Below are 25198 nucleotides of genomic sequence, written 5' to 3'. Positions count from 1 at the left end.
GTATGCTGTCGGAGATTCTGATTGGCCCGGGAGAGTGTCATGAAGCTGTTGGTCGTCGAAGATGAAGCGCTGTTGCGCCATCACCTGCAAACCCGCCTGACGGAAAGCGGTCACGTGGTCGAGTCCGTGGCCAATGCCGAAGAGGCGCTGTACCAGGCCGGGCAATTCAACTTTGACCTGGCGGTCATCGACCTGGGTCTGCCGGGCATGGGCGGGCTGGATCTGATCCGCCAGTTGCGTCAGGACGGCAAGAGCTTTCCGATCCTGATCCTCACCGCCCGCGGCAACTGGCAGGACAAGGTCGAAGGCCTGGCCGCCGGTGCCGATGATTATCTGGTCAAGCCGTTTCAGTTCGAAGAGCTCGAAGCGCGGCTCAATGCGCTGCTGCGTCGCTCCAGCGGCTTCACTCAGTCGTCCATCGTCGCCGGGCCGCTGTTGCTGGACCTCAATCGCAAGCAGGCGACCCTCGATGAACAGCCGCTGGCACTGACCGCCTACGAATACCGGATTCTCGAATACCTGATGCGCCACCACCAGCAAGTGGTGCCCAAGGATCGGCTGATGGAACAGCTGTACCCGGACGATGACGAGCGTGATCCGAACGTGATCGAAGTGCTGGTCGGGCGTCTGCGGCGCAAGCTCGAAGGCCCGGGCGGGTTCAAGCCGATCGATACGGTGCGCGGGCTCGGCTATCTGTTCAATGAGCGCTGCACTTGATCCGTTCGCTTCGTGTTCGCTTGATGCTGGCCGCCACGACGCTGGCGGTGTTCTTCATGCTCGCCCTGCTGCCGGCGATGCAGGGGGCGTTCAGCCTGGCGCTGCAGGATTCCATCGAGCAGCGCCTGGCTTCGGATGTCACCACGCTTATTTCAGCCGCCCGGATTGAAAACGGTCGGCTGGTGATGCCGGTGCAATTGCCGGACGAGCGTTTCAACCTCGCCGACTTCCGTTTGCTCGGCTACATCTATGACCGCGAAGGTCATCTGGTCTGGCGCTCGAAAGCGACCCAGGAAGAGCAGATCAACTACAAACCGCGTTACGACGGGATGGGCAGCGAGTTTGCGCGGATTCGCGAAGCCAGCGGCCAGGAGTTCTTCGTCTACGACGTCGAAGTCAAATTGCTCGGCGGCAAGAATGCGGCGTTCAGCATTGTCGCGCTGCAACCAGTGCGCGAATACGAAACCACCCTCCAAGGGCTGCGGGAAAACCTCTACCTCGGCTTCGGCGCTGCATTGCTGGTGCTACTCTCGCTGCTGTGGATCGGCCTGACCTGGGGCCTGAAAGCCTTGCGCCGGCTCAGCCAGGAGCTGGATGAAATCGAAAGCGGCACCCGCGAAAGCCTCAGCGAACAACACCCCCGTGAACTGTTGCGCCTGACCGGCTCGCTCAACCGCTTGTTGCACAGCGAGCGTCAGCAACGCAGTCGCTATCGAGATTCCCTCGACGATCTGGCCCACAGCCTGAAAACCCCGCTGGCGGTCTTGCAGGGCGTCAGTGAAGACATGGCCCAGCGTCCCGAGGATCGCGATCAGGCCTGGGTGCTGCAAACCCAGATCGAACGCATGAGCCAGCAGATCAGCTACCAGTTGCAACGCGCCAGCCTGCGCAAAAGCGGTCTGGTTCGCCATCAGGTACGCCTGCGGCCGGTGCTCAAAAGCCTGTGCGACACCCTGGACAAGGTTTACCGCGACAAGCACGTACGCGTGGCGTTCGATTTGCCGGAGCAGTGTTACGTGCCGATCGAGCAGGGCGCCTTGCTGGAAATGATGGGCAATCTGCTGGAAAACGCCTATCGCCTGTGCCTGGGCGAAGTGCGCATCAGCGTGCGCGAAAGCCTGGCCGGAATCGAGCTGTGCATCGAAGACGACGGCCCCGGCGTGCCACAGCATCAGCGGGCACGCATCCTTGAGCGGGGCGAACGACTGGATCGCCAGCACCCGGGGCAGGGGATCGGTCTGGCGGTGGTCAAGGACATCATCGAGAGCTACAACGCCAAATTGACCCTCGGTGATTCGCCGATGGGTGGGGCGGCGTTCAGGATTCATTTGCCGGCGGTGTGATCGCCTATTGCTCCTGCGCCCGATAAGCCCCCGGCGTCAGCCCCGTCCACTTCTTGAACGCCCGATGAAACGCCGACGGCTCGGAAAACCCCAATTGTTCGGCGATCTGTTGCAACGACAGATCGGCTCGCCCGAGGTGATAGATCGCGATGTCCCGCCGCAACTGATCCTTCAACTCCTGAAAGCTGGTGCCTTCCTCGCGCAAATGCCGGCGCAGGGTCTGCGGGCTGATGTGCAGGTGTGCAGCGACGGCTTCCAGGTCCGGCCAGCGGGCACTGTCGTGGCTGAGCAAACGACGCAGTCGGCTGCTGAGACTGTTGCCTTCATCCGGACGTGACAGCAGGTCGGCCGGGGAGCGTTCGAGGAAGTGCTTGAGGGTGCGTTCATCCTGCAACAGCGGCATGTGCAAATAACGGCTGTGAAACACCAGGCTGGTTTGCGTTGCCGAGAATTCCAGCGGGCAGGAAAACAGCAAGTCATATTCGGCCCCATGGGCCGGTTTCGGGTAGCTGAATGTCGCCTGCTCCAGGCGAATCCGCTGGCCGATCAACCAGCTGCCGAGGCGATGCCAGATCACCAGCAGGCTCTCCGAGAGAAAATGATCCGGATCCCACCAATGCCTGTCGTCGAGGCTCAAACGTACCCATTCGTCTTTGCGCGTCAGGGTCAGGCGCGGCGCTTGCGGGAATAGGCTATAAAACAATAAGCCGCGTTGCAGAGCCTTTTCCAGGCTGCGGCAATGAATGATGGCGTGGCACATCATGGCGAAACTGCCGGTCTTGCTGGGCGCGTCGCCGAAACCCAGGCACTCGTCGTCCAGGGCCAGCCACAGGTTCTGGATCAATTGGGTGAACAGTTCAGGAGCGATCCGCGCACGGGGTTCGTCGAGCAGCTCGGGACTGATGCCCAGTTGCAACAGCAGGTCCGAATAATCGAATCCGCGACGACGTGCACCGCCTAGGGCGGCACGGGCGAAATGACTGGCGATGGTGCGTTCGCGCATGGGCGGCAAATCCTTCCTCTGGCGGCCGATGGTAGCTGGCGGCTCCAAGTGGCAACAAGGCGGATTTCCGCCAAATTGTAGGACGAGAGCGGGTGTGTTGGCGGAAATCCGCCACACTTGAGCAGGCAGAGGGTGGCGCAGAAAAACCTGTTTACCCTGATATCAAAAGGCTTGCAGCGATTTGCACCAAAGTGGCACGACGTTTGCGATAAGAGCGACAGAAGCGTGCGCCGAGCCTGTCCGGGCAAGCGTCGTTCGACACAACAAATCCCTCCAGTGCAGGAGGGTTCGCAATTCAAGTGTCGCGTACAACAGATGGATGTTGCCACGCGGGACTCTTGAGGAACTTTGCAATGACGACTCGTCAGCCACTGTACAAATCCCTGTATTTCCAGGTGATCGTCGCAATCTGTATCGGTATTGCGCTCGGCCACTACTACCCGCAGCTCGGTGTGGCCGTGAAGCCGCTGGGTGACGGGTTCATCAAACTGATCAAAATGATCATCGCCCCCATCATCTTCTGCACCGTGGTCAGCGGCATCGCTGGCATGCAGAGCATGAAATCGGTGGGCAAGACCGGCGGTTACGCACTCCTGTACTTCGAAATCGTTTCGACCATCGCCCTGTTGGTCGGTCTGATCGTGGTCAACATCGTGCAACCGGGCAACGGCATGCACATCGATGTCAGCACCCTCGACGCTTCGAAAGTCGCCACCTATGTGCAGCAAGGCGCTGACCAGAGCGTTGTCGGCTTCCTGCTCAACGTGATTCCGACCACCATCGTCGGCGCGTTCGCCACCGGTGACATCCTGCAAGTGCTGATGTTCTCGGTGATCTTCGGTTTCGCCCTGCATCGCCTGGGTGCCTACGGCAAGCCGATCCTCGACTTCATCGATCGCTTCGCCCACGTGATGTTCAACATCATCAACATGATCATGAAGCTTGCGCCGATCGGTGCCTTCGGTGCGATGGCGTTCACCATCGGTGCCTACGGCGTCGGCTCGCTGGTGCAGCTGGGTCAACTGATGGCGTGCTTCTACATCACCTGCGTGGCGTTCATCCTGATCGTGCTGGGTGCCATCGCCCGCATGCACGGCTTCAGCGTGCTGAAGATGATCCGCTACATCCGTGAAGAACTGCTGATCGTGCTGGGTACTTCCTCCTCGGAATCGGTACTGCCACGCATGCTGATCAAGATGGAGCGTCTGGGCGCGAAGAAATCGGTGGTGGGTCTGGTGATCCCGACCGGCTACTCATTCAACCTCGACGGTACTGCAATCTACCTGACCATGGCGGCCGTGTTCATCGCTCAGGCGACCGACACTCACATGGACATCACTCACCAGATCACCCTGCTGGTGGTGTTGCTGCTGTCCTCCAAAGGCGCCGCCGGTGTGACCGGTTCGGGCTTCATCGTGCTGGCCGCCACCCTGTCGGCGGTCGGTCACCTGCCGGTGGCCGGTCTGGCGCTGATCCTGGGTATCGATCGCTTCATGTCCGAAGCCCGTGCCCTGACCAACCTGGTCGGCAACGCCGTTGCTACCATCGTTGTGGCCAAATGGGTCAAGGAGCTGGATACCGACGTACTGAACGCCGAGCTGGCCTCGGGCGGTCGCGGTATCGTCGACCAGCGTCACGAAGACGACCTGGGTGTGGCCGAAGGCCCGACCCCGAGCAATGTGAAGTAAGCATCGCCTGAATGGAAAAACCCGCTTCGGCGGGTTTTTTCTTGCCTGCGATTTGAGCAAAACGGTCAGCACAACTGATGCATCCGGTAATTGCCCCATCGTCGACGGCTGCCTAGGCTGCAAGCATCGTTGATGGAGATCGCCCATGTCCGCACCGCTGGCCTCACTGAAGATTCTGGATTTTTCGACCCTGCTGCCGGGTCCGTTCGCCTCGTTGTTGCTGGCGGACATGGGCGCCGAGGTACTGCGTATCGAGTCACCGACCCGCCTTGATCTGCTGCGGATATTGCCGCCTCACGATCACGGGGTTTCGGCCAGCCATGCTTATCTGAATCGCAACAAGCGCAGTCTTGCACTGGATCTCAAGCAGCCCGCAGCACTGGAGCTGGTCAAGCAGTTGCTGACGGATTACGACATCGTGCTGGAGCAATTTCGCCCCGGGGTGATGGAGCGGCTGGGGTTGGGTTACGAGGCGCTGAAGGCGATCAATCCGAAGCTGATTTATGTGTCGATCACCGGTTATGGCCAGACCGGGCCATACAAGGATCGCGCCGGCCACGACATCAATTATCTGGCGCTGGCCGGGCTCTCGAGCTACACCGGGCGCGCCGACAGCGGGCCGTTGCCGCTGGGCATGCAGGTGGCGGATGTCGCTGGTGGCTCGCTGCACGGGGTGATCGGTCTGCTCGCGGCGGTGATCGCTCGCCAGCAGACCGGGCAGGGGACGCACCTGGACGTGAGCATGACCGACTGTGCATTCAGCCTGAACGCCATGGCTGGCGCCGGGTATCTGGCCTGCGGTGAAGAACCGGGTTGGGAGGACCAGATGCTCAACGGCGGCAGTTTCTATGACTATTACCGTTCTCGGGACGGGCGCTGGATGTCGGTGGGCAGTCTGGAGCCGGGTTTCATGCAGCAACTGTGTGCGGCGCTGGGCCGGCCTGAACTGGCGGCGCAGGGGTTGTCACCCAGACCCGAGCAGCAACGCGCACTCAAGGAGGCCTTGAAGGTCGAATTCGAGAAGCATGACTTTGCCGAACTGTGCGAACGGTTCGCCGGGATTGATGCTTGCGTCGAGCCAGTGCTGAAACTGGGCGAGGCGGTGCAGCATCCGCAGTTACAGGCGCGGGAACTGGTGATTCGGGTACCGCGCGAGGATGGCTCGACGCAAGCGCAGATCGCTTGCCCGCTAAAGTTCTCCGAAGCGTTGCCGCCGCCCCGGCATATCGGCGCGGCGCCGGGGCAGCATACGGATCAGGTGTTGGGAGCGTTGGGTTTAAGCCCTGAACGGATTGCCGAATTACGTGCCGCGAAAGTCATCGCATAGCTCGTAGCTTGCACCTCGCTCTGCGCGGGAACGAGGTGCGGGTTATTCGACCCGCATCTCGCCACTGAACACCAGCGTGTTGCGACAACGCCGGCACAAATACCGCCGCCCTTGCCGCACCAGATTATGGCGCTGGGCCGTAAACGGGAAATCACTCTCGGCACACGGGCACTTATAGATGTAGCGGGTCACGCTGCGGCGTTTGACTTCATACGTATGGCAGCGGTCCGGCGGCAATTCGTAGACGCCGCGCATGATCAATTGCCACTCCTCGCCGTGGGGCTGGATGCGGTCGCCGAACAGTTGATGGGCGATCAGGTGCGCGACTTCATGGGCCACGGTCTGCTTGAGGAAATGTTCGGTGTTTTCCCGGTACAGCTGCGGATTGAAGCGCAGCAGGTTCTCGTGCAGATGCGCGACGCCGGCTTTTTGCCCGCGCAGCTTGAGGCTCACCACGGGGCGTTTGAAAGGACGTTTGAAAAAGGATTCAGCGAGTTGGAAACAGTCTTCGACGCGGGTATTGAGTTGCTCGGGCATGCTTGATGGATCTCCAGAGAGTCGGAGTATGCCGCAACCGTCCGGCCTTGCGTATTGCCGAACTGCCGAATGGTCGTGGCGCTTTTCCCTGGCATGAGAAGGCCGCCTTGCGGCGGCCTGTGTTGGCGGATCTTGTTCTTCTCGGCGGTAAAACGCTCTAGTTCGTATAGACGGGCCCCACGCCCAGTCCCCAGACAATCACGGTAAACGCCATGATGGCGACCAGCACCACCAGCCCCACCGCCAGCACCGAGCTGGAAAACAGGAAGCCCTCGTCGGACGGAATGTTCATGAACGTCGGCAGACCCACATACAGCAGATACACCGTGTAGCAGATGGCCGCCGTGCCGACGATCATTCCCAGCCACATATGGGGATACAGCGCCGCCAGCCCGCCGACGAACAATGGTGTCGCGGTGTAGGTGGCGAATGCCACGCAGCGGGCCAGGCTCGGGTTGGCGTCATAGGTGCGGGCCATCCAGTGCACGAAGGCCCCCATGACCGCGACGCCCGCCAGCATGGCCAGATACGACATGATGGTCATCCACAACGCGCTTTCGACGGTGAGCATCACCGGTGCGCGATTGCCGATCACCCAGCCGACCCGAGTCGTGCCGATGAACGCCGAGACGGCGGGGATCGCCGCCAGGATCAGCGTGTGCGTCAGGTACATGTGGCTGATGCTTTCCTCTTGGTCGCCACGGATTTCCTTCCATTCCTGATCGGGGTGGGTAAAAAGTCCCACTACGTGATGGATCATGCCAGTCACTCCTCTCGTTATTGCCATCGCCCCCCAGCGGAGCGCCTACGGGCCTATGTGGCCGAGCAAATACAGGTCTTCAGATTGTGTGCGACCTTATGTCGCAGTATAGAAAGGACTTAACCGCACAGGTATCAGGGTCTTAGAGCAAATCGCGCTGTAAACCGGCGGGGTAATCGCGGTGAGGTCTGTGCGAGCGGGCTTCGGCGGGGGCGACAACCTGTGGCCACAACCCCGGTGTTTTTGCGTAAAATGCCCGCCTTTCGTCACACCTCACGGATTTCGCGTCATGGGCACTCTTACGGTCAACCAGAACAAACTGCAAAAGCGCCTGCGCCGCCTGGCCGGCGAAGCAGTCACCGACTTCAACATGATCGAAGACGGCGACAAGGTCATGGTCTGCCTGTCCGGGGGCAAGGACAGCTACACCATGCTCGACGTGCTGATGCACCTGCAGAAGGTTGCGCCGATCAAGTTCGACATCGTCGCGGTGAACATGGACCAGAAGCAGCCGGGCTTTCCCGAGCATGTGCTGCCGGCCTATCTGAAAGAGCTGGGCATCGAGTACCACATCGTCGAGAAAGACACCTACTCGGTGGTCAAGGAACTGGTACCGGAAGGCAAGACCACCTGCTCGCTTTGCTCGCGCCTGCGTCGCGGCACGCTGTACACCTTTGCCGACGAGATCGGCGCGACCAAGATGGCCCTCGGTCATCACCGTGACGACATCGTCGAAACGTTTTTCCTCAACATGTTCTTCAACGGCACCCTCAAGGCGATGCCGCCGAAGCTGCGTGCCGACGATGGCCGAAACGTGGTGATCCGTCCGCTGGCGTACTGCAACGAGAAAGACATCCAGGCCTACTCGGACTTCAAGCAGTTCCCGATCATCCCGTGCAACCTCTGCGGTTCCCAGGAGAACCTGCAGCGTCAGGTGGTCAAGGAAATGCTTCAGGACTGGGAGCGCAAGACCCCGGGCCGCACCGAAAGCATTTTCCGCAGCCTGCAGAACGTGGTGCCGTCGCAACTGGCCGACCGCAACCTGTTCGACTTCACCAGCCTGAAGATTGATGAAACCGCCGCTTCGCGTTTCGTCAATGTCGTAAACCTGTAAACACAGTCAAAATGTGGGAGCGAGCTTGCTCGCGAAGACGGAGTATCAGTCAACAAATCAGTTGAATGACACACCGCTTTTCGCGAGCAGGCTCGCTCCCACATGGGCGATTCGTTTCATTCAAAGGAGAGGGCATGCGCGACTACAAGTGGCTGCACGAATACTGTCTGAACCGCTTCGGTTCGGCGGCTGAACTGGAAGCCCATCTGCCCGTCCCCAAGACCCCGGCGCAACTGCGCCAGGTCAGCGATGACCGTTATCTCTCGACCATGGCCCTGCGGGTGTTCCGGGCCGGACTCAAACACAGTCTGGTGGATGCCAAGTGGCCGGCCTTCGAAGAGGTGTTCTTCAGGTTCGATCCGGAAAAAGTCGTGCTGATGAGCGCCGAGCACCTGGAGCGGCTGATGCAGGACGCTCGGATCATCCGTCACCTGGGCAAACTGAAAAGCGTGCCGCGCAATGCGCAGTTCATTCTGGACGTCGAGAAAGAAAAGGGCAGTTTCGGTGCGTTGCTCGCTGACTGGCCGGTGACCGACATCGTCGGTTTGTGGACGTATCTGAAAAAGCACGGCCATCAATTGGGCGGGCTGTCGGCGCCGCGCTTCCTGCGCATGGTCGGCAAGGACACCTTCGTGCCGAGCTATGACGTGGTGGCGGCGTTGAATGCACAGAAGATCGTCGACAAGGTGCCAAGCAGTCTGCGGGATCTGGCGACGGTACAGAATGCGTTCAACCAGTGGCATGAAGAAAGCGGTGGGCGGCCGATGAGCCAGATTTCGATGATGCTGGCGTATACCGTCAACCATTGAGACCGAGTGATCGTTCCCGAGTAAAACGTGGGAACGATCCTGGGACAGCTGTCAGCTGACAGACAGTTCGCCTTCGCCGGCCAGCTTGCGGTTCAGCTGATACCGCCACCGCACATACAGCAGCGCCGAGCAGAACACCGCCAGACTGGCGATCATCTCCAATACGCCGAACAACTGGCGGCTCGGGTCGTACGCCGCCAGGGCGCCCTTGATGAAATACAGGTTCACCACAAAGCACATCCACGAGTGCCCGCGTGCGCTGCCCATGATCATGCCCGGTGCAAGCACCAGCCACGGGATCAACTCGATCAGCAGAATCACCCACGGCCGTGCGCCATGCAGGTCGGCGAACACCAGGTAGTACGCGGCGAGCAGTCCGGCCAGGGCGAAAAAGCACAGCAGACTGATCACCCGCATTGCCCGCACCCGAGGCTCCAGCCATTCGATGGCGGGCAGGACTTTCGGCTTTCTGGCCATCTCAGCTCCCCAGTTTCAGGGCCGTTTTGGCCAGACGTGCGCCCAACGCACGGCAGAGCGCCACTTCGTGCTGATCGAGACCGCTTTTGCCGTCGGCCCCGGCGTGATGGCTGGCACCGTACGGCGTGCCGCCCCCCTGGGTTTCCAGCAGCGCCGACTCGCTGTAGGGCAGGCCGGTGATCAGCATGCCGTGGTGCAAAAGCGGCAGCATCATCGACAGCAGCGTGGTTTCCTGACCGCCATGCAGGCTGGCGGTGGAGGTGAACACCCCGGCCGGTTTGCCGACCAGCGCGCCGGTCAGCCACAGGTTGCTGGTGCCGTCGAGGAAATACTTGAGCGGTGCGGCCATGTTGCCGAAGCGGGTCGGGCTGCCCAGGGCCAGGCCGGCGCAGTTCTTCAGGTCATCCAGCGTGGCATAGAGGGCGCCCTCATCAGGAATGTCCGGCGACACCGCTTCGCACTCGGTGGAGATTGCCGGCACGGTGCGCAGGCGGGCTTCGAGGCCGGCCTGTTCGACACCACGGGCGATCTGCCGGGCCATCTCGTTGGTCGAGCCGCTGCGGCTGTAATAGAGGACCAGAATGTACGGCGCACTCACGGCAACAGCTCCAGGATCTGCTCCGGCGGGCGGCCGATGACGGCTTTGTCGCCCGCTTCGAGAATCGGACGTTCCATCAGCTTCGGATGCGCGGCGATCGCCTCGATCAATTGTTTCTCGGTGAGACTGGCATCTGCCAGATTCAAGGTTTTGTATTCATCTTCGCCGGTGCGCAGCAGTTGCCGGGCGCTGATCCCCAGCTTGCCGAGCAGGGCTTTGATCTGCGCGGCGTCCAGCGGCGTTTCGAGGTAGCGCACCACGTTTGGCGCAAGGCCGCGGGCTTCGAGCAGTTCGAGCGCGCCGCGGGATTTCGAGCAGCGCGGGTTGTGATAAAGCGTCAGATCGGTCATGGGCGGGTCGCTTCTTGCGTAGAGTGGCGGCTATTCTAACTGTGCAGCGCGCAATCCAGAACCTTGGGAGGCGATGGGTCGCAGGCGCATTCAATTTTTTACAAGGAACACGACATGACACGGCGACTGGCAGCGGCATTGACGATCATCGGAGCGTTGATGCTGGGGGGCTGCGGTAACGACTATGGCATCGATCAGAACGGACAGAAGGTCGCCTCCGAGCGCCTGGACAAGCAATGGGTCGTGCTCAATTACTGGGCCGAATGGTGCGGTCCGTGCCGCACGGAAATTCCGGAACTCAATCATCTGGCCGATGAGCTCAAGGGCAAGAAGATCGGTGTGTTCGGAGTCAACTTCGACAATGTGCAGGGTGAAGAGCTGAAAGCTGCCAGCGAAAAACTCGGCATCAGGTTCACCGTGCTGGCGCAGGATCCGGCGGACGTGTTCGAGCTGCCACGCAGTGAAGCCTTGCCGGTGACCTACATCATCGACAACAAGGGCAAGGTGCGGGAACAGTTGATGGGCGAGCAGACGGCGGCGGGGGTGATGGCAAAGCTTGAAGCGTTGAAGGCGACCAACTGAGGAGCGCTCCCACGCATTGCGTGGGAGCCTTTCGGTCCGGCAGGATCAACCCTCTTCCAGCCACCAGCGCAACGGCTTGCCTTCGGCAGGCCAGAAGCGCATCTGCTCGATGGGGGAAACGTCCCAGCGCTGCACTTTCTCCAAAGCCTGCAGGAACCGCTGTTCCTGCTCCATGAGCGCCGGAGCGCACAATTTGCGGGTCTTGCCGATCTTGCCGAAGCTGAGCCTGTCGCCGTCGAGGGTATAGGGCGCAAACCAGTGGTTGCAGCCACCGTTGCCATACGCCCGGCCGTCTTCGCCGAGAGTCACGGTCAGATGGCTGTAGTCGATCAGCGGTCGTTCGCCGATCCATTCCAGTATGTAGCTGCGGTCCTGTTGCAGTTGCACAGGCTCTGCGGCGCAACCCATCAGGCCGGCGCTCACAGCGGCGGTCAGGGCCAGATGCTTCATCACGCCGGCTCCTGGCATTTCGGGCACAGGTGCCGGTCGCCGGCCGTTTTCCAGCCCAGTTCGGCGATGCGTGCCGTGGCGGCCGGTTTTTCAGCCGTTTTGCCGAGTCTGGCATCTACCGCGAATTCGAAGCTCAGTTCTCTGGCGCAGCTGTCGCAGTTGACCTGCCAGGTATGGATCGCCAGTTCACCAAACACCGGGCCGGAGGTCATGGCGGTCCATTGTCCCGGCGGATTGATCAGGTGGCGCACGGTTTCGACGGTCAGGCGCATGGACAGGTCCTTGCTGCCTTTGAGGGTGACCAACAGCACATCGCCGATGCGGATCGAGCCGCCGTTGCCGGTGACCTGATAACGGCCCGGAACCAGGGCGCGGCATTCGGTGAGTGTGTGTTGCGGGTTCATCAGGGTGTAGCGGAAATCGTGTTCGACCATGGGTCCTCCAAATATGCGCGACATGCTAGCACGGGCGTGATTGCAGGATGACGCGGGCTTGCGACCTTCGATCCGGTTCAAATCGACCGTGCAGTCGTGGCAAACTGCCGCCAACTTCTCTAAGGAACGGAACATGGCATTGATCGAATGTTATGAATGCAAGCGGAGCATCAGTTCCGAAGCGACAGCGTGCATTCATTGTGGGGCTCCGATGGCGGAGGGGCAGACACGGGCTGCACAACCGGCCTCTGCTGCGTCGACAATTTCCTTCGGCAGCCTGCCGCGCAACAAGGCGGTTCCTGAAACGTTCGCCGCAGCCCCCGCGCCTGCCCCCGAACCCAAAGTCATGCCCGCCGCTGCCGGTCGCCGGCGCCGACAACAGGCCGAGCGAGCGGCCGTACCTCAGTTGGATGCCGACGGCGTGCGTCCGGTTGAAGGCTGGTTGAAGATCATGGCGTTCCTGATGCCGATGATCTTTGTCTGGTTCCTGTTGCGCAGCGGTCACTCCCTCAAGCAGCGGCTTTTCGGTTTCGGCTGGTTGGGGCTGCTGATCCTCGCGTCGACGCTATCCCCGAACGGATCCCACTGAGGTTTCAGCCTTCGACCTGGTTCTGCGGTGATCCCGCCGCCCAGGTCGCAATGTTGTGCAAGGTGGTCGTGGCGATGGCGCCCAGCGCCTCGCGGGTCAGGAATGCCTGGTGCGCGGTAACGATCACGTTGGGGAAGGTCAGCAACCGTGCCAGCACATCGTCCTGCAACGGCAGGTCGGAGCGGTCCTCGAAAAACAGCTGCGCCTCTTCTTCATAAACGTCCAGTCCCAGATAGCCCAGCTGACCGTCCTTCAAGGCGTCGATCAGTGCCGGTGTGTCCACCAGACCGCCGCGCCCGGTGTTGATCAACATCGCTCCGGGCCGCATGTGTGCCAGCGAATGGCGGTTGATCAGGTGTTTGCTCTGTTCGTTGAGCGGGCAATGCAGACTGATGATCTGCGATTGTTCGAGCAGTTGCGGCAAGCTCAGATAACGCGCGCCCAAGGCTTCCACGGCCGGGTTCGGGAACGGGTCGAAGGCCAGCAGTTCGCAGCCGAAGCCGTGCATGATTTTCGCGAACGTCGCACCGATCTGGCCGGTGCCGACAATGCCGACGGTTTTGCCGACCAGATCGAAACCGGTCAGACCGTGCAGGCTGAAATCGCCTTCGCGGGTGCGGTTGTAGGCCCGGTGCAGCCGGCGGTTGAGTGCAAGAATCAGCGCCACCGCATGCTCGGCCACTGCATGGGGCGAATAGGCCGGAACCCGCACGACATCGAGTCCCAGGCGTTTGGCAGCGCCCAGATCGACATGGTTGTAACCGGCCGAGCGCAACGCGATCAGCCGGGTTCCGCCGGCCGCCAGACGCTCCAGCACAGGCGCGCCGAGGTCATCATTGATGAAGGCACAGACCACTTCGTGCCGCTCGGCCAGCGCTGCGGTATCCAGATTGAGCCGGGCCGGTTGAAAGTGCAGTTCGATACCGGCGGGGCAGTCGGCGGCGAGGAAGCTGTCGCGGTCGTAGGTCTGGCTGCTGAAAACGATCGTGCGCATGCAATTCTCCTGAAGCATCGACGCGGGCGCGATTCACCCGCGTCAACTTTAGCCGCGCCGGTGCGGATCGGCATTGCCGTGGATCAGGCGCTGATCTTCGCTTGTGCCGCCAGACGATTGATCGCCCGCTCCAGTTCATCCAGAGCGCTGGAGGCCTTGGGGTCTTCCTGCTTGAGCAGGGTTTCGCTGCGCTGGCAGGCTGCGCGCAATTGCGGCACGCCACAGTAGCGGGTCGCGCCATGCAGGCGGTGGACCCGCTCGAGCAGAGCGTTCTGATCCTGACTGTCGCGGGCCGCGCGAATGGCTTCGCGGTCGGCCTCGAGCGAGGCCAGCAGCATGGCGAGCATGTCCGCCGCCAGATCCGCCTTTCCGGCAGCCAGGCGCAAGCCTTCTTCGTGATCGAGGACCGGCAGGTCCTGCTGTCCCGCCAGGCTTTCACTACCACGGTCCGGGGCCTGATTGCGCAGCGCAAGGCCGGTCCATTTCAGCACCACCTGGGCCAGTTGCCGCTCGCTGATCGGCTTGGTCAGGTAGTCGTCCATGCCGCTTTGCAGCAGGGCACGTTTTTCGTTGGCCATGGCATGGGCGGTAAGCGCGACGATCGGCAGCGGCGTGCAATGCCGTTCGCTTTCCCACTGGCGGATGGTTTCGGTGCTCTGACGCCCGTCCATGCCCGGCATCTGCACGTCCATCAGAACCAGATCGAAGGATTCGTTCTGTACCGCCTTGACGGCGGCATAACCGCTTTCCACGGCCAGTACCTTGGCGCCCATGTCTTCGAGCAGGGTTTGCACCAGCAGCAGGTTGGCGGGGTTGTCGTCGACGCATAGCACTTTCGGCGCACGGCTGGACAAGGGTTCGCCAGGCTCGCTGCGCATGGGTCGTGGATTGACCATGTCCGACAACGCCCGACGCAGCTTGCGGGTGCAGGCCGGTTTGGCCTGGAGCTGGCTGTGCGGATTGGGCACCGAGAGATGGAACAGTGTCAGCTCGGTGGTCGGGCACAACACCAATACCCGGCACCCGAGATGTTCCAGGTCCCAGATGTGCTGGTTAAGCCGTTCCGGCGGCATGTCGTTGCTGGTGATGCCGAGCACCGCGAGGTCGATGGCCTGATCCGTCTGGTGGGCGCCGGTGACGCCATTGGTCAGGCTTTCCAGGGTATTGAATGGCGTGACGTCGAGGCCGCAGTCTTCCAGTTGATGCTGCAAGGCCTGACGCGCCAGCTCGTGGTTCTCCAGCACCGCGACCCGGCGCCCGAGCAATGGCGCGGCGGGCAGGTCTTCGGCATCGTCGCGGGTCTTGGGCAGGCTCAGGCTGATCCAGAATTCCGAGCCTTCGCCAGGCGTACTGTCGACCCCGATCTCGCCACCCATCTGTTCGATCAGACGCTTGGAAATCACCAGGCCCAGACCGGTGCCGCCGGGCTGACGCGACAACGAATTGTCAGCCTGACTGAAGGCCTGGAACAGCGCGCGAACGTCCTGGTTCGACAGACCGATGCCGGTGTCCTGAATGCTGATGCGCAACTGCACGCTGTCTTCGTGTTCTTCTTCGAGCATGGCGCGGGCGACGATCGTACCCTCGCGGGTGAACTTGATGGCATTGCTCACCAGGTTGGTGAGGATCTGCTTGAGCCGCAGCGGATCGCCGACCAGCGACAGCGGTGTGTCGCGGTACACCAGGCTCACCAGTTCCAGCTGCTTGGCGTGGGCGGCAGGGGCGAGGATGGTCAGGGTGTCCTGCAACAGGTCGCGCAGGTTGAACGGGATGTGGTCGAGCACCAGTTTGCCGGCCTCGATTTTCGAGAAATCCAGAATTTCGTTGATGATCCCCAGCAGGCTGTCGGCGGATTTTTCGATGGTGCCCAGGTAGTCGAGCTGGCGCGGGGTGAGTTCGCTTTTCTGCAACAGGTGGGTGAAACCGAGAATGCCGTTGAGCGGCGTGCGGATTTCGTGGCTCATGTTGGCGAGGAATTCGGATTTGATCCGGCTCGCTTCCAGGGCTTCCTTGCGGGCCAGGTCCAGTTCGATGTTCTGGATCTCGATGGTTTCCAGGTTCTGGCGCACGTCTTCGGTGGCCTGGTCGACACTGTGTTGCAGTTCTTCCCGGGCGTTTTGCAAGGTGCCGGCCATGCGGTTGATGCCGGACGCCAGTTCATCCAGCTCCTGGCTGCCGAGCGGCGGCAGGCGGGTTTCCAGATGACCGTCCTTGAGCTGCGCGACCGCTTGCTTGATCTGGCTGATCGGGCGATTGATCGTGCGGCCCATGCGTACCGCCAGCAGCGCGGCGCCGGCCAGTCCCGCAGCGATCAGTAACAGGCTGGCGAACAGACTGCGATAACCACGCAGCAACATACCGTTATGCGACAGTTCCAGCTCGACCCAGCCGAGCAGCCGGTCGGACTCTTCAGGGATCATCTCGCCGGCCAGATTGCGGTGCTTGCCGAATACCGGCAGCAGATAGCGAGTGGCATCATTGCCGCTGCGTCGCAGCAATTGCGTGCTGTCGCCGCTGGGGGCCTGATTGAGCATGGTCGGGCCGGCATGGGCCAGTGGCGAGCGGTCGGGCGCCAGGAAGGTCACCGCGCGTACGTCGGGTTGTTCAAGGGACTGGGTGGCAATACGCTCAAGCCATTCGGCATCGCCATGACTCATGGCCCGCGCCACGAGTGGCGCGAGTTGTTCGGCGATCATTTCCCCGCGCTGCATCAATTGGGACTGCAGGTCGGACTGCTGCATCCAGGTGAAATAGCCGCCCAGCACCAGCGCCATCAGGCTGGTCGGCAACAGGGTCAGCAACAATACGCGACCTTTGATTCCCAGTTTCTTGAGCACGCCTTTCTCCCGCATCCCGCCGATCGTTGACTCACACGTGCTTCCGGCACGCGACATGGGCGCAGTGTAGCGATTTGCTTGCGGGCATTCCCGGGAAAAATGATGTCGTGGCCGGTCTTTTCCGGCGCCGCTCATTTGTCCGACAGGTTAACCTTGGGTTGCCCGGCAGCGGTCAATCTTGAATAATCACCCAACTGAGAATTATTTGCAGATAGTCATGACTCCTGTCTCTGTTGGCCAGCCACGCATTCTTTCCATCGAGGACGATCCTGTACTCGGTGCCTATGTCCATGAGCAACTGGGGCGCAGTGGCTTTCAGGTGACCTGGTGCCGCAACGGCAACGAGGGTTTGAGCATCGCCCGGCGTCAGGCGTTCGATGTGGTGTTGATGGACATTCTGTTACCGGGCCTCGACGGCCTGAACGTGTTGACTCAATTGCGCCAGAGCCATTCCACGCCGGTGCTGCTGATGTCGGCGCTGGGGGCGGAGGCCGATCGCATCAGCGGTTTTCGCCTGGGGGCCGACGACTATCTGCCCAAACCCTTCAGCATGGCCGAACTGCATGTACGCATCGAAGCGATTCTGCGCCGGGTCGCTCTCGATCGGCGTCCGGTTGCGGTCGCCGAGCCTGTGATGGCGGGAGGGCTGCATTTCGACGATGAGCGGTGCGAAGTGTTCTACCGCGATCAACCGGCCGGCCTCACTCGCAGCGAATTCCGTCTGCTGGAAACCCTCAATCGCAACGATGAGGAAGTGCTGAGCAAGGCCTTCCTTTATCAGCACGTTCTTCAGCGTGGTTACGCGGCCCACGACCGCAGCCTCGACATGCACATCAGCCAGATCCGCCGCAAACTCAAATCGATCGGCTACACCGAGCGAGAAGTGCGCACGGTGTGGGGCAAGGGCTACATGCTGAGCGCCGTCGATGAAAGTGTCTGACCTGCCGGGTCGGCATTCGCTGTTCTGGAAACTGGCCTGTCTGCTGGTGGCTTTCTGTTTATTGATGATCTGGCTGAGTTGGTCCTGGGGTTGGTATATGGAGCAGCGCAACCAGTTCCTCTCCGACGAGGCGCGCGGCACATTGACCCGTTATGCCGCCGAGGCCGAGCAAGCATGGCGCCAGGGCGGGCGCAACGGTGTCGATGGCTGGTTGCAAGGCATGGAATTGCGCGAGAGTGCCTGGGTTGGCGTGATCGACGGCAATTTGCAGTCTCTGAGCAGCGATCCTTTGAGCGGGCAGGAAATCCAGCGCCTGACCTTTCTGCGCGGGCTGGACTGGCCGATCCACAAGAAGGGCCGACCATGGCTGCGTGTGCCGTTTCCCATTGAGCCGACCGCCGGCAGTCTGGTCATCGAGTTGCCTGAACGATTCGTTCCGGGCAAGTACCGAGTGTTCTGGCGCGTGATCACCAACGGCGTGATTCCCGGCCTGTTCACGCTGCTGCTGTGTGTGGGGCTGTACCGCTTGCTGGTGGTGCCACTGAACAATCTGCGCGAGCAGGCCAATGCGTGGCGTGCCGATCAATTGAACGTGCGTCTGTCGGGTGGCATCACGCGGCGCCCGGACGAACTGGGCGAGTTGGCCCGGGCCTTCGATTCGATGTCCGAACGCCTGCAATCGACCGTCTCCCTGCAGCAGCAATTGTTGCGCGACCTGTCCCACGAACTGCGCACGCCCCTGAGTCGCCTGCGGGTGGCCAGTGACAGCGAGCAGGATCTGCTGTCATTGCGCGAGCGCATCAGTCGTGAAGTCGATGGCATGCAGCGGCTGGTGGAAGACACCCTGCAACTGGCCTGGCTCGAAACCGAACGTTCGCCGTTGCCGGACGAAGCGATCCAGGTCCAAGCGTTGTGGGAGATGCTCACCGATGACGCCTGCTATGAAAGCGGCTGGCCGACTCTGCGATTGCACTGCTCGGTGGACTCATCGTGCTGGGTGCGCGGCAACCTCAATACCTTGGCTCAGGCGCTGGAGAACATCCTGCGTAACGCCATCCGTCATTCGCCACCAAGCGGTATCGTCCGTCTGGATGGCCGGCGTGACGGGGACTACTGGCATCTATGGCTGGAGGACGAGGGCGGTGGTGTGGCCGAAGAGGATCTGGAACGGATCTTCTCGCCGTTCACCCGACTCGACGGTTCGCGACCGGGAGATGGTGGTTTCGGTCTGGGGTTGAGCATTGCGAGGAACGCCGTGCAACGGCAGGGCGGAATTTTGTGGGCGGAGAACGGCCAGTCGGGATTACGATTGAATTTGCGGTTGGTGGCGGATGACAGCGCCGCCCATTCCGGCGCCTTCGCTGGCAAGCCAGCTCCCACAGTGGACATGAGTCGCCCGGGAATTGTGTGAGCAGCAAAAAAGTCGCACCACCGGCGCGACTTTTACTGCTTATTCCAAGAAACCATAAGCACCACACTTTGCGTGATATGGGCCGCGCAGGTTTGCCGGTATGATAGGCGCCCCCGCTGTCCGGATTGCGAAAAACGCCATGACCTTGCAGTACCCAACCATCGCCGATTGCGTCGGCAACACGCCGCTGGTGCGTTTGCAGCGCCTGCCCGGTGTCACCAGCAACACCCTGTTGCTCAAGCTCGAAGGGAACAACCCGGCGGGTTCGGTCAAGGACCGTCCGGCATTGTCGATGATCACCCGCGCCGAATTGCGCGGGCAGATCCATCCAGGCGATACCCTGATCGAAGCCACCTCGGGCAATACCGGGATCGCCCTGGCAATGGCTGCCGCGATCAAGGGTTACAAGATGATCCTGATCATGCCGGACAACTCCAGCGCCGAGCGCAAGGCGGCGATGACCGCCTATGGCGCTCAGCTGATTCTGGTCAGCCAGGAGGAGGGTATGGAAGGTGCTCGCGATCTTGCCCAGCGAATGGAGGCCGAGGGTCGTGGCAAGGTGCTGGACCAGTTCGCCAACGGCGACAATCCCGAAGCGCACTACACCACCACCGGCGCTGAAATCTGGCGTCAGACCCAGGGCTCCATCACGCATTTCGTCAGCTCCATGGGGACCACCGGCACCATCATGGGCGTGTCGCGCTACCTGAAAGAGCAGAGCGACAAGGTACAGATCGTCGGCCTGCAACCGATGGAAGGCTCGGCCATTCCCGGTATCCGCCGCTGGCCGCAGGAATACCTGCCGAAGATCTATCAGGCCGACCGCGTCGACCGTATCGTCGACATGGCACAAAGCGAAGCCGAGGACGTCACCCGACGTCTGGCCCGCGAAGAAGGCATCTTCTGCGGTGTGTCCTCTGGCGGTGCGGTGGCGGCGATGCTGCGTCTGTCCAAAGAAGTCGAGAATGCGGTGATCGTCGCGATCATCTGTGACCGTGGCGACCGATACCTGTCGACCGGCATTTTCGACGCGGCCAACTGATGGCAAAGCACGATAGAGGCCTGCGCTTCCAGCCCACCGGCGGCAGCAAGGCCCCGCAACTCCCGACCGGCAAAAAGCAGCGCCTGAAGATCGAGCGCCTGGCCAACGACGGTCGCGGCATCGCGTTTTTTGAAGGAAAAACCTGGTTCGTCCTCGGCGCCCTGGCGGGTGAAGAGGTTGAGGCCCGCGTGCTCGGTGCCCACGGCAAAGTGGTCGAGGCGCGCACCGAGCGTGTGTTCACTGCCAGCGAACTGCGTCGTCCGGCACCTTGCCGGCATGCCGGTCGTTGCGGTGGTTGCAGCGTCCAGCATTTGTCCCATGACGAACAGCTCGCCCTGAAACAGCGCATGCTCGCCGAGCAATTGTCGCGAGTCGCCGGTGTCGAGCCCGAGGAGTGGGCTGCACCCTTGACCGGTCCGGAATTCGGCTACCGTCGCCGCGCCCGTATTGCCGTGCGCTGGGACAGCAAGGCCAAAACGCTTGAGGTCGGATTCCGTGCCGCCGGCAGTCAGGATATCGTTGCGATCAGTGAATGCCCGGTGCTGGTACAGCCCTTGCAACCGATCATGACCCGTCTGCCGGAGATGCTTCGTCGCTTGAGCAAGCCTCAGGCGCTGGGGCATGTCGAATTGTTCAGCGGTTCATCTCTGGCCGTTCTGTTGCGCCATATGGCGCCTCTGTCCGAGACCGATCTGACGATCCTCAAGGATTTTTGTGCATTCCATGAAGCGCAACTGTGGCTGCATGGCGAAGGCGAGCCGCAACCGGTCGATGACACGCAGTCGCTGGGCTACCGTCTGCAACAGTGGGGGCTGGATCTGGCGTATCGCCCGGGGGATTTCATCCAGGTCAACGCCGGCGTCAACGAAGCCATGGTGGCCCAGGCCCTGGACTGGCTGAAGCCGGCTGCGGACGAGCGCGTGCTCGATCTGTTTTGCGGTCTCGGCAACTTTGCCTTGCCGCTGGCCGGATCCGTACGTGAAGTGGTGGCGGTCGAAGGCGTGCAGACCATGGTCGATCGCGCGGCGTTGAATGCCGCCAGTAACAATTTGCATAACACAAGGTTTTTTCAGGCCGATTTATCCCAGCCTTTGACCGATGCCGAATGGATCGGAAACGGCTTTTCTGCGGTACTCTTGGACCCACCGCGTGACGGTGCTTTCGAGGTGGTGCGCAAGCTCGCGACCCTGGGTGCCGAGCGGTTGGTGTATGTATCGTGCAACCCTGCAACTCTGGCGCGCGATACGGTCGAATTGATCAAACAGGGCTACCGGTTAAAACGTGCCGGGATTCTCGATATGTTTCCTCAGACGGCGCATGTCGAGGCCATGGCGTTATTTGAAGCGAGCTAGGATGGCTCGTCTGATCCGACTGATCCGCCCGTGCAGCACTCGTCTGAGCCCCGCGAGTGCAAACGGGCAATCAAGGTCAGTGATTTGACGCATTGAGTCTGCGTCGTAGGGAAGGTAAAGCAAGATGGTACAGGTGAGAGCACACCAGCCGATCAACACCGACGGCAGTATCAATCTCGAGGCTTGGCTCGATCATGCGGTCAGTGTCGACCTGGCACTGGATCGCGAAGCCTTGAAGGAGGCCTGTGAGTACGCTCGACAGGCCGAGCAACAGTCCAATGCGGCGAACAATCTCTGGTCCGAAGGCAGCGGCAGTTTCAGCACCGGCCTGGAGATCGCCGAGATTCTCGCCGACCTCAAGCTCGATCAGGATTCGCTGGTCGCGGCGGTGCTTTACCGTGGCGTACGCGAAGGTCAGATCGAGCTGTCGGCGGTCAGCCAGCGCTTCGGGCCGGTGGTCGCCAAGCTGATCGACGGCGTGCAGCGCATGGCGGCGATCAGTGCCAGTCTCAGCCCGCGCCAGTCGATGGTGATGGGCACCCAGGGTCAGGTGGAAAACCTGCGCAAGATGCTGGTGGCGATGGTCGACGACGTGCGCGTCGCGCTGATCAAGCTTGCCGAACGCACCTGCGCGATCCGCGCGGTGAAGACCGCCGACGACGAGAAGCGCAACCGGGTCGCCCGGGAAGTCTTCGACATCTATGCGCCACTGGCCCACCGGCTCGGCATCGGTCATATCAAGTGGGAACTGGAGGACCTGTCCTTCCGTTACCTGGAGCCCGACCAATACAAACAGATCGCCAAGCTGCTGCACGAGCGGCGGCTCGACCGCGAGCGCTTCATCTCTGATGTGATGACCCAGCTCAAGGACGAATTGCAGGCCACCGGTGTCGATGCCGACATCAGCGGCCGGGCCAAGCACATCTATTCGATCTGGCGCAAAATGCAGCGCAAGGGGCTGGAGTTCAGCCAGATCTACGACGTGCGCGCCGTGCGGGTGCTGGTGCCGGAAATGCGCGACTGCTACACCGCGCTCGGTATCGTCCACACCCTGTGGCGGCACATCCCGAAAGAGTTCGACGACTACATCGCCAACCCGAAAGAGAACGGCTACCGCTCGCTGCACACGGCAGTGATCGGCCCTGAGGGCAAGGTGCTGGAAGTCCAGATCCGTACCCATTCGATGCACGAAGAGGCCGAGCTCGGCGTCTGCGCGCACTGGCGTTACAAGGGCACCGACGTCAAGTCCGGCTCGAACCACTATGAAGAGAAAATCTCCTGGCTGCGTCAGGTGCTCGAGTGGCACGAAGAGCTGGGTGACATCGGTGGTCTGGCGGAACAGCTGCGGGTCGATATCGAACCGGACCGGGTCTACATCTTCACCCCTGACGGCCACGCCATCGACTTGCCGAAAGGCGCGACACCGCTGGACTTTGCCTATCGCGTGCACACCGAAATCGGTCACAACTGCCGTGGCGCCAAGATCAACGGGCGGATCGTGCCGCTCAACTACAGCCTGCAGACCGGCGAGCAGGTCGAGATCATCACCAGCAAGCACGGCACGCCGAGCCGCGACTGGCTGAACCCGAACCTCGGTTACGTCACCACGTCCCGGGCGCGGGCGAAGATCGTTCACTGGTTCAAGTTGCAGGCACGCGACCAGAATGTCGCGGCAGGCAAGACCCTCATCGAGCGCGAACTGAATCGCCTCGGTCTGCCGGCGGTGGATTTCGACAAACTGGCCGACAAGGCCAACATGAAAACCGCCGAAGACATGTTCGCCGCCCTCGGAGCCGGCGACCTGCGACTGGCGCAACTGGTCAACCTGGCGCAGCAACTGGTCGAGCCGGAGCGCGGCAACGAGCAGCTGGAACTGATTCCGCGCAAGGCCACGGGCTACAAGCCGGGCAAGCGCGGCGACATTCAGATCCAGGGTGTCGGCAACCTGATGACCCAGATGGCCGGCTGCTGCCAGCCGTTGCCGGGCGATGCGATCGTCGGTTACATCACCCAGGGTCGTGGCGTGAGCATTCACCGTCAGGACTGCGCCTCGGTGCTGCAACTGGCCGGGCGTGAGCCGGAGCGGATCATCCAGGTCAGCTGGGGGCCGGTGCCGGTGCTCACTTATCCGGTGGACATCGTCATCCGTGCCTACGACCGTTCCGGTCTGCTGCGTGACGTTTCGCAGGTGCTGCTCAACGAGCGGATCAACGTGCTGGCGGTCAACACTCGCTCGAACAAGGAAGACAACACTGCACTGATGTCCCTGACCATCGAGATTCCGGGACTGGACGCACTGGGGCGGCTGCTGGGGCGGATTTCCCAGTTGCCGAACATCATCGAGACGCGGCGTAACCGGACTCCATGAAATCGACCTACAGCCTTGAAGACCTGCTGCACCTGATGAACCGACTGCGTGACCCGCAGTTCGGTTGCCCGTGGGACATCAAGCAGACCTACGCGACCATCGTCCCGCACACCCTCGAAGAAGCGTATGAAGTCGCCGACGCCATCGAGCGAGGCGATTTCGATCACTTGCAGGGCGAGTTGGGCGATCTGTTGTTTCAGGTGGTGTATTACAGCCAACTGGCCCGGGAAGAAGGGCGGTTCGAATTCGCCGGGGTGGTCGACAGCATCACCCGCAAGCTGATTCGCCGTCATCCGCACGTCTTCCCGACCGGCGATCTGTATGCGCCGCTGGATGTGCCTCGCCTGAGCGAAGAGCAGGTCAAGCAGCGCTGGGAGGAGATCAAGGCCGAAGAGCGTGCCGAGAAATCCGCCGAGCCGCTGCAACTGTCGCTGCTCGACGATGTGCCCGCGGCGTTGCCGGCCTTGTCCCGTTCGGCCAAATTGCAGAAGCGCGCCGGGCAGGTCGGTTTCGACTGGCCGGATGCCTTGCCGGTGCTGGACAAGGTGCGCGAAGAGCTCGATGAAGTGCTCGAGGCCATGTCCGAGAATGATCCTGAAGCGGTGGCCGACGAGATCGGTGACCTGCTGTTTTCCGTGGTCAATCTGGCCCGGCATCTGAAGGTCGATCCGGAAACCGCGTTACGTGGCGCCAACGGCAAGTTCGAACGACGCTTCCGTTTTATCGAACAGGCATTGCGCGACACCCGTCGCCCCATGGAAGATTGCACCCTCGAAGAGTTGGACGCCCTGTGGGGCGAAGCCAAACGTCAGGAAAAGAATTTGCCCAGCTGCGGCTGAGCCGTTGCCCAAGTGAGTAAGCATCAATGAGCCTTTCCCTTCGCGACCAGTTGCTCAAGGCAGGACTGGTCAACCAAAAGCAGGCCAAGCAGGTCAGCAAGGAAAAACAGAAGCAACAGCGCCTGGCCCACAAAGGCCAGATCGAGCTGGACGACTCCCAGCAGCGCGCAGCCCAGGAAGCCATGGCCGAGAAGGTCAAGCGCGACCAGGAGCTGAACCGCCAGCAGCAGGAGAAGGCCGAGGCCAAGGCTCGCGCCGCGCAGGTCAAGCAGTTGATCGAGGTCTCGCGTCTGCCGAAGCTGACCACCGAGGACTACTACAACTTCGTCGACGACAAAAAGGTCAAGCGCATCTCGGTCAACACGCTGATGCGCAACAAGCTCAGCAGCGGTTCGCTGGCCATCGTGCATCATGCCGGCGGCTACGAAGTGATCCCCCGCGAGGCGGCCCTGAAAATTCAGGAACGCGACCCGCAGCGCATCGTGCAGTTGAACGAGAAGGTTGAAGAGGTCGCAACCGAGGATGATCCGTACGCGGCTTACGTGATTCCTGACGACCTGATGTGGTGATCGTCTGTGGCCAGGGAGTTCGCTCCCGTCGGGTCGCAAAGCGGCCCTGATGACACCCCACAACGACG

Annotated in this window: 25 protein-coding genes; 15 read left to right on the top strand and 10 right to left on the bottom strand. The window is 61.5% G+C overall.

The window, feature by feature from the left end:
* The first annotated feature begins 39 nt into the window (after positions 1–39).
* Positions 40–717 carry a response regulator transcription factor gene (locus tag ACK6BI_RS11020; RefSeq protein WP_065261650.1) on the top strand — a complete coding sequence of 226 codons (678 nt, stop codon included), beginning with the start codon at positions 40–42 and terminating at the stop codon, positions 715–717.
* Entirely contained in the window at positions 714–2060 is a 1347-nt protein-coding gene (locus tag ACK6BI_RS11015; protein ID WP_409317091.1) for an ATP-binding protein, read from the top strand. The genes ACK6BI_RS11020 and ACK6BI_RS11015 overlap by 4 nt, the downstream gene beginning before the upstream one ends.
* A gap of 4 nt (positions 2061–2064) precedes the next feature.
* On the opposite strand, the gene ACK6BI_RS11010 is transcribed toward ACK6BI_RS11015, so the two are convergent.
* Positions 2065–3063, bottom strand: coding sequence for an AraC family transcriptional regulator (locus ACK6BI_RS11010; protein ID WP_409317090.1), 999 nt, complete (start codon positions 3061–3063; stop codon positions 2065–2067).
* A gap of 353 nt (positions 3064–3416) precedes the next feature.
* Between ACK6BI_RS11010 and ACK6BI_RS11005 the strand changes: the two genes are divergently transcribed.
* Together ACK6BI_RS11005 and ACK6BI_RS11000 are read left to right on the top strand one after the other, a co-directional pair.
* A complete protein-coding gene (locus ACK6BI_RS11005) occupies positions 3417–4751 on the top strand; it encodes a dicarboxylate/amino acid:cation symporter (RefSeq protein ID WP_409317089.1) in 1335 nt (444 codons plus the stop codon).
* A 145-nt stretch (positions 4752–4896) separates the two neighbouring features.
* Complete coding sequence (locus ACK6BI_RS11000; RefSeq protein ID WP_409317088.1) at positions 4897–6078, top strand: CaiB/BaiF CoA transferase family protein; 1182 nt, start codon at positions 4897–4899, stop codon at positions 6076–6078.
* Positions 6079–6120: 42 nt separating this feature from the next.
* Here the strand turns inward: ACK6BI_RS11000 and ACK6BI_RS10995 are convergent, their stop codons facing one another.
* Positions 6121–6615, bottom strand: a complete 495-nt coding sequence (locus tag ACK6BI_RS10995; protein WP_409317087.1) for a SprT family zinc-dependent metalloprotease — start codon at positions 6613–6615, stop codon at positions 6121–6123.
* A gap of 157 nt (positions 6616–6772) precedes the next feature.
* Positions 6773–7375 carry a Yip1 family protein gene (locus ACK6BI_RS10990; RefSeq protein WP_409317086.1) on the bottom strand — a complete coding sequence of 201 codons (603 nt, stop codon included), beginning with the start codon at positions 7373–7375 and terminating at the stop codon, positions 6773–6775.
* Positions 7376–7664: 289 nt separating this feature from the next.
* On the opposite strand from ACK6BI_RS10990, the gene ttcA reads away from it, so the two are divergent.
* Both ttcA and ACK6BI_RS10980 read left to right on the top strand, forming a co-directional pair.
* Positions 7665–8489, top strand: a complete 825-nt coding sequence (ttcA, locus tag ACK6BI_RS10985) for a tRNA 2-thiocytidine(32) synthetase TtcA (protein WP_260520603.1) — start codon at positions 7665–7667, stop codon at positions 8487–8489.
* Between the two features lie 134 nt (positions 8490–8623).
* Positions 8624–9298, top strand: a complete 675-nt coding sequence (locus ACK6BI_RS10980) for a DNA-3-methyladenine glycosylase I (RefSeq protein WP_065261658.1) — start codon at positions 8624–8626, stop codon at positions 9296–9298.
* 51 nt (positions 9299–9349) lie between these two features.
* Here the strand turns inward: ACK6BI_RS10980 and ACK6BI_RS10975 are convergent, their stop codons facing one another.
* The 3 genes from ACK6BI_RS10975 to arsC are packed head-to-tail and all read right to left on the bottom strand — an operon-like array spanning position 9350 to position 10723.
* Positions 9350–9775 carry a DUF2069 domain-containing protein gene (locus ACK6BI_RS10975; protein ID WP_409317085.1) on the bottom strand — a complete coding sequence of 142 codons (426 nt, stop codon included), beginning with the start codon at positions 9773–9775 and terminating at the stop codon, positions 9350–9352.
* A gap of 1 nt (position 9776) precedes the next feature.
* Entirely contained in the window at positions 9777–10373 is a 597-nt protein-coding gene (gene wrbA / locus ACK6BI_RS10970) for an NAD(P)H:quinone oxidoreductase (RefSeq protein ID WP_260520601.1), read from the bottom strand.
* Positions 10370–10723 carry an arsenate reductase (glutaredoxin) gene (gene arsC, locus ACK6BI_RS10965; protein WP_409317084.1) on the bottom strand — a complete coding sequence of 118 codons (354 nt, stop codon included), beginning with the start codon at positions 10721–10723 and terminating at the stop codon, positions 10370–10372. Before arsC ends, wrbA begins: the two co-directional genes overlap by 4 nt.
* Before the next feature lie 114 nt (positions 10724–10837).
* On the opposite strand from arsC, the gene ACK6BI_RS10960 reads away from it, so the two are divergent.
* Positions 10838–11305, top strand: coding sequence for a TlpA disulfide reductase family protein (locus ACK6BI_RS10960; protein WP_409317083.1), 468 nt, complete (start codon positions 10838–10840; stop codon positions 11303–11305).
* Between the two features lie 45 nt (positions 11306–11350).
* On the opposite strand, the gene ACK6BI_RS10955 is transcribed toward ACK6BI_RS10960, so the two are convergent.
* Both ACK6BI_RS10955 and ACK6BI_RS10950 read right to left on the bottom strand, forming a co-directional pair.
* Entirely contained in the window at positions 11351–11755 is a 405-nt protein-coding gene (locus tag ACK6BI_RS10955; protein ID WP_260520598.1) for an META domain-containing protein, read from the bottom strand.
* On the bottom strand, positions 11755–12189 hold the full coding sequence (locus tag ACK6BI_RS10950) for a hypothetical protein (protein ID WP_409317082.1): 435 nt from the start codon (positions 12187–12189) through the stop codon (positions 11755–11757). The genes ACK6BI_RS10955 and ACK6BI_RS10950 overlap by 1 nt, the downstream gene beginning before the upstream one ends.
* Positions 12190–12322: 133 nt before the next feature.
* Between ACK6BI_RS10950 and ACK6BI_RS10945 the strand changes: the two genes are divergently transcribed.
* Positions 12323–12778, top strand: a complete 456-nt coding sequence (locus ACK6BI_RS10945; RefSeq protein ID WP_409317081.1) for a hypothetical protein — start codon at positions 12323–12325, stop codon at positions 12776–12778.
* A gap of 4 nt (positions 12779–12782) precedes the next feature.
* On the opposite strand, the gene ACK6BI_RS10940 is transcribed toward ACK6BI_RS10945, so the two are convergent.
* Both ACK6BI_RS10940 and ACK6BI_RS10935 read right to left on the bottom strand, forming a co-directional pair.
* Positions 12783–13772, bottom strand: a complete 990-nt coding sequence (locus ACK6BI_RS10940) for a 2-hydroxyacid dehydrogenase (RefSeq protein WP_409317080.1) — start codon at positions 13770–13772, stop codon at positions 12783–12785.
* A gap of 83 nt (positions 13773–13855) precedes the next feature.
* Positions 13856–16609 (bottom strand): response regulator, encoded by a 2754-nt coding sequence (locus ACK6BI_RS10935; RefSeq protein WP_409317175.1) that lies wholly within the window; start codon positions 16607–16609, stop codon positions 13856–13858.
* A gap of 217 nt (positions 16610–16826) precedes the next feature.
* Here ACK6BI_RS10935 and ACK6BI_RS10930 point away from each other — a divergent pair, with 217 nt between their 5' ends.
* The 7 genes from ACK6BI_RS10930 (at position 16827) to ACK6BI_RS10900 (ending at position 25130) form a co-directional block, all read left to right on the top strand.
* A complete protein-coding gene (locus tag ACK6BI_RS10930; protein ID WP_409317079.1) occupies positions 16827–17549 on the top strand; it encodes a response regulator transcription factor in 723 nt (240 codons plus the stop codon).
* Positions 17536–18960 (top strand): histidine kinase sensor domain-containing protein, encoded by a 1425-nt coding sequence (locus tag ACK6BI_RS10925; RefSeq protein ID WP_409317078.1) that lies wholly within the window; start codon positions 17536–17538, stop codon positions 18958–18960. The genes ACK6BI_RS10930 and ACK6BI_RS10925 overlap by 14 nt, the downstream gene beginning before the upstream one ends.
* A gap of 139 nt (positions 18961–19099) precedes the next feature.
* Positions 19100–20002 carry a cysteine synthase CysM gene (gene cysM, locus ACK6BI_RS10920; protein WP_409317174.1) on the top strand — a complete coding sequence of 301 codons (903 nt, stop codon included), beginning with the start codon at positions 19100–19102 and terminating at the stop codon, positions 20000–20002.
* Positions 20002–21354 (top strand): 23S rRNA (uracil(1939)-C(5))-methyltransferase RlmD, encoded by a 1353-nt coding sequence (gene rlmD, locus ACK6BI_RS10915; protein ID WP_409317077.1) that lies wholly within the window; start codon positions 20002–20004, stop codon positions 21352–21354. Before cysM ends, rlmD begins: the two co-directional genes overlap by 1 nt.
* A 124-nt stretch (positions 21355–21478) precedes the next feature.
* Positions 21479–23722, top strand: a complete 2244-nt coding sequence (gene relA / locus ACK6BI_RS10910; RefSeq protein ID WP_409317076.1) for a GTP diphosphokinase — start codon at positions 21479–21481, stop codon at positions 23720–23722.
* On the top strand, positions 23719–24561 hold the full coding sequence (gene mazG / locus ACK6BI_RS10905; protein WP_409317075.1) for a nucleoside triphosphate pyrophosphohydrolase: 843 nt from the start codon (positions 23719–23721) through the stop codon (positions 24559–24561). The genes relA and mazG overlap by 4 nt, the downstream gene beginning before the upstream one ends.
* Before the next feature lie 26 nt (positions 24562–24587).
* On the top strand, positions 24588–25130 hold the full coding sequence (locus ACK6BI_RS10900) for a DUF2058 domain-containing protein (protein WP_409317074.1): 543 nt from the start codon (positions 24588–24590) through the stop codon (positions 25128–25130).
* Positions 25131–25198 lie beyond the last annotated feature (68 nt).

The organism is Pseudomonas sp. KCJK9016 (genome assembly GCF_046231795.1).
GTDB classification, from domain to species: Bacteria; Pseudomonadota; Gammaproteobacteria; order Pseudomonadales; family Pseudomonadaceae; genus Aquipseudomonas; species Aquipseudomonas bananamidigenes.
Note: the sequence above shows the minus strand (reverse complement) of the source record. Positions and strands in the feature narration are given on the sequence as shown.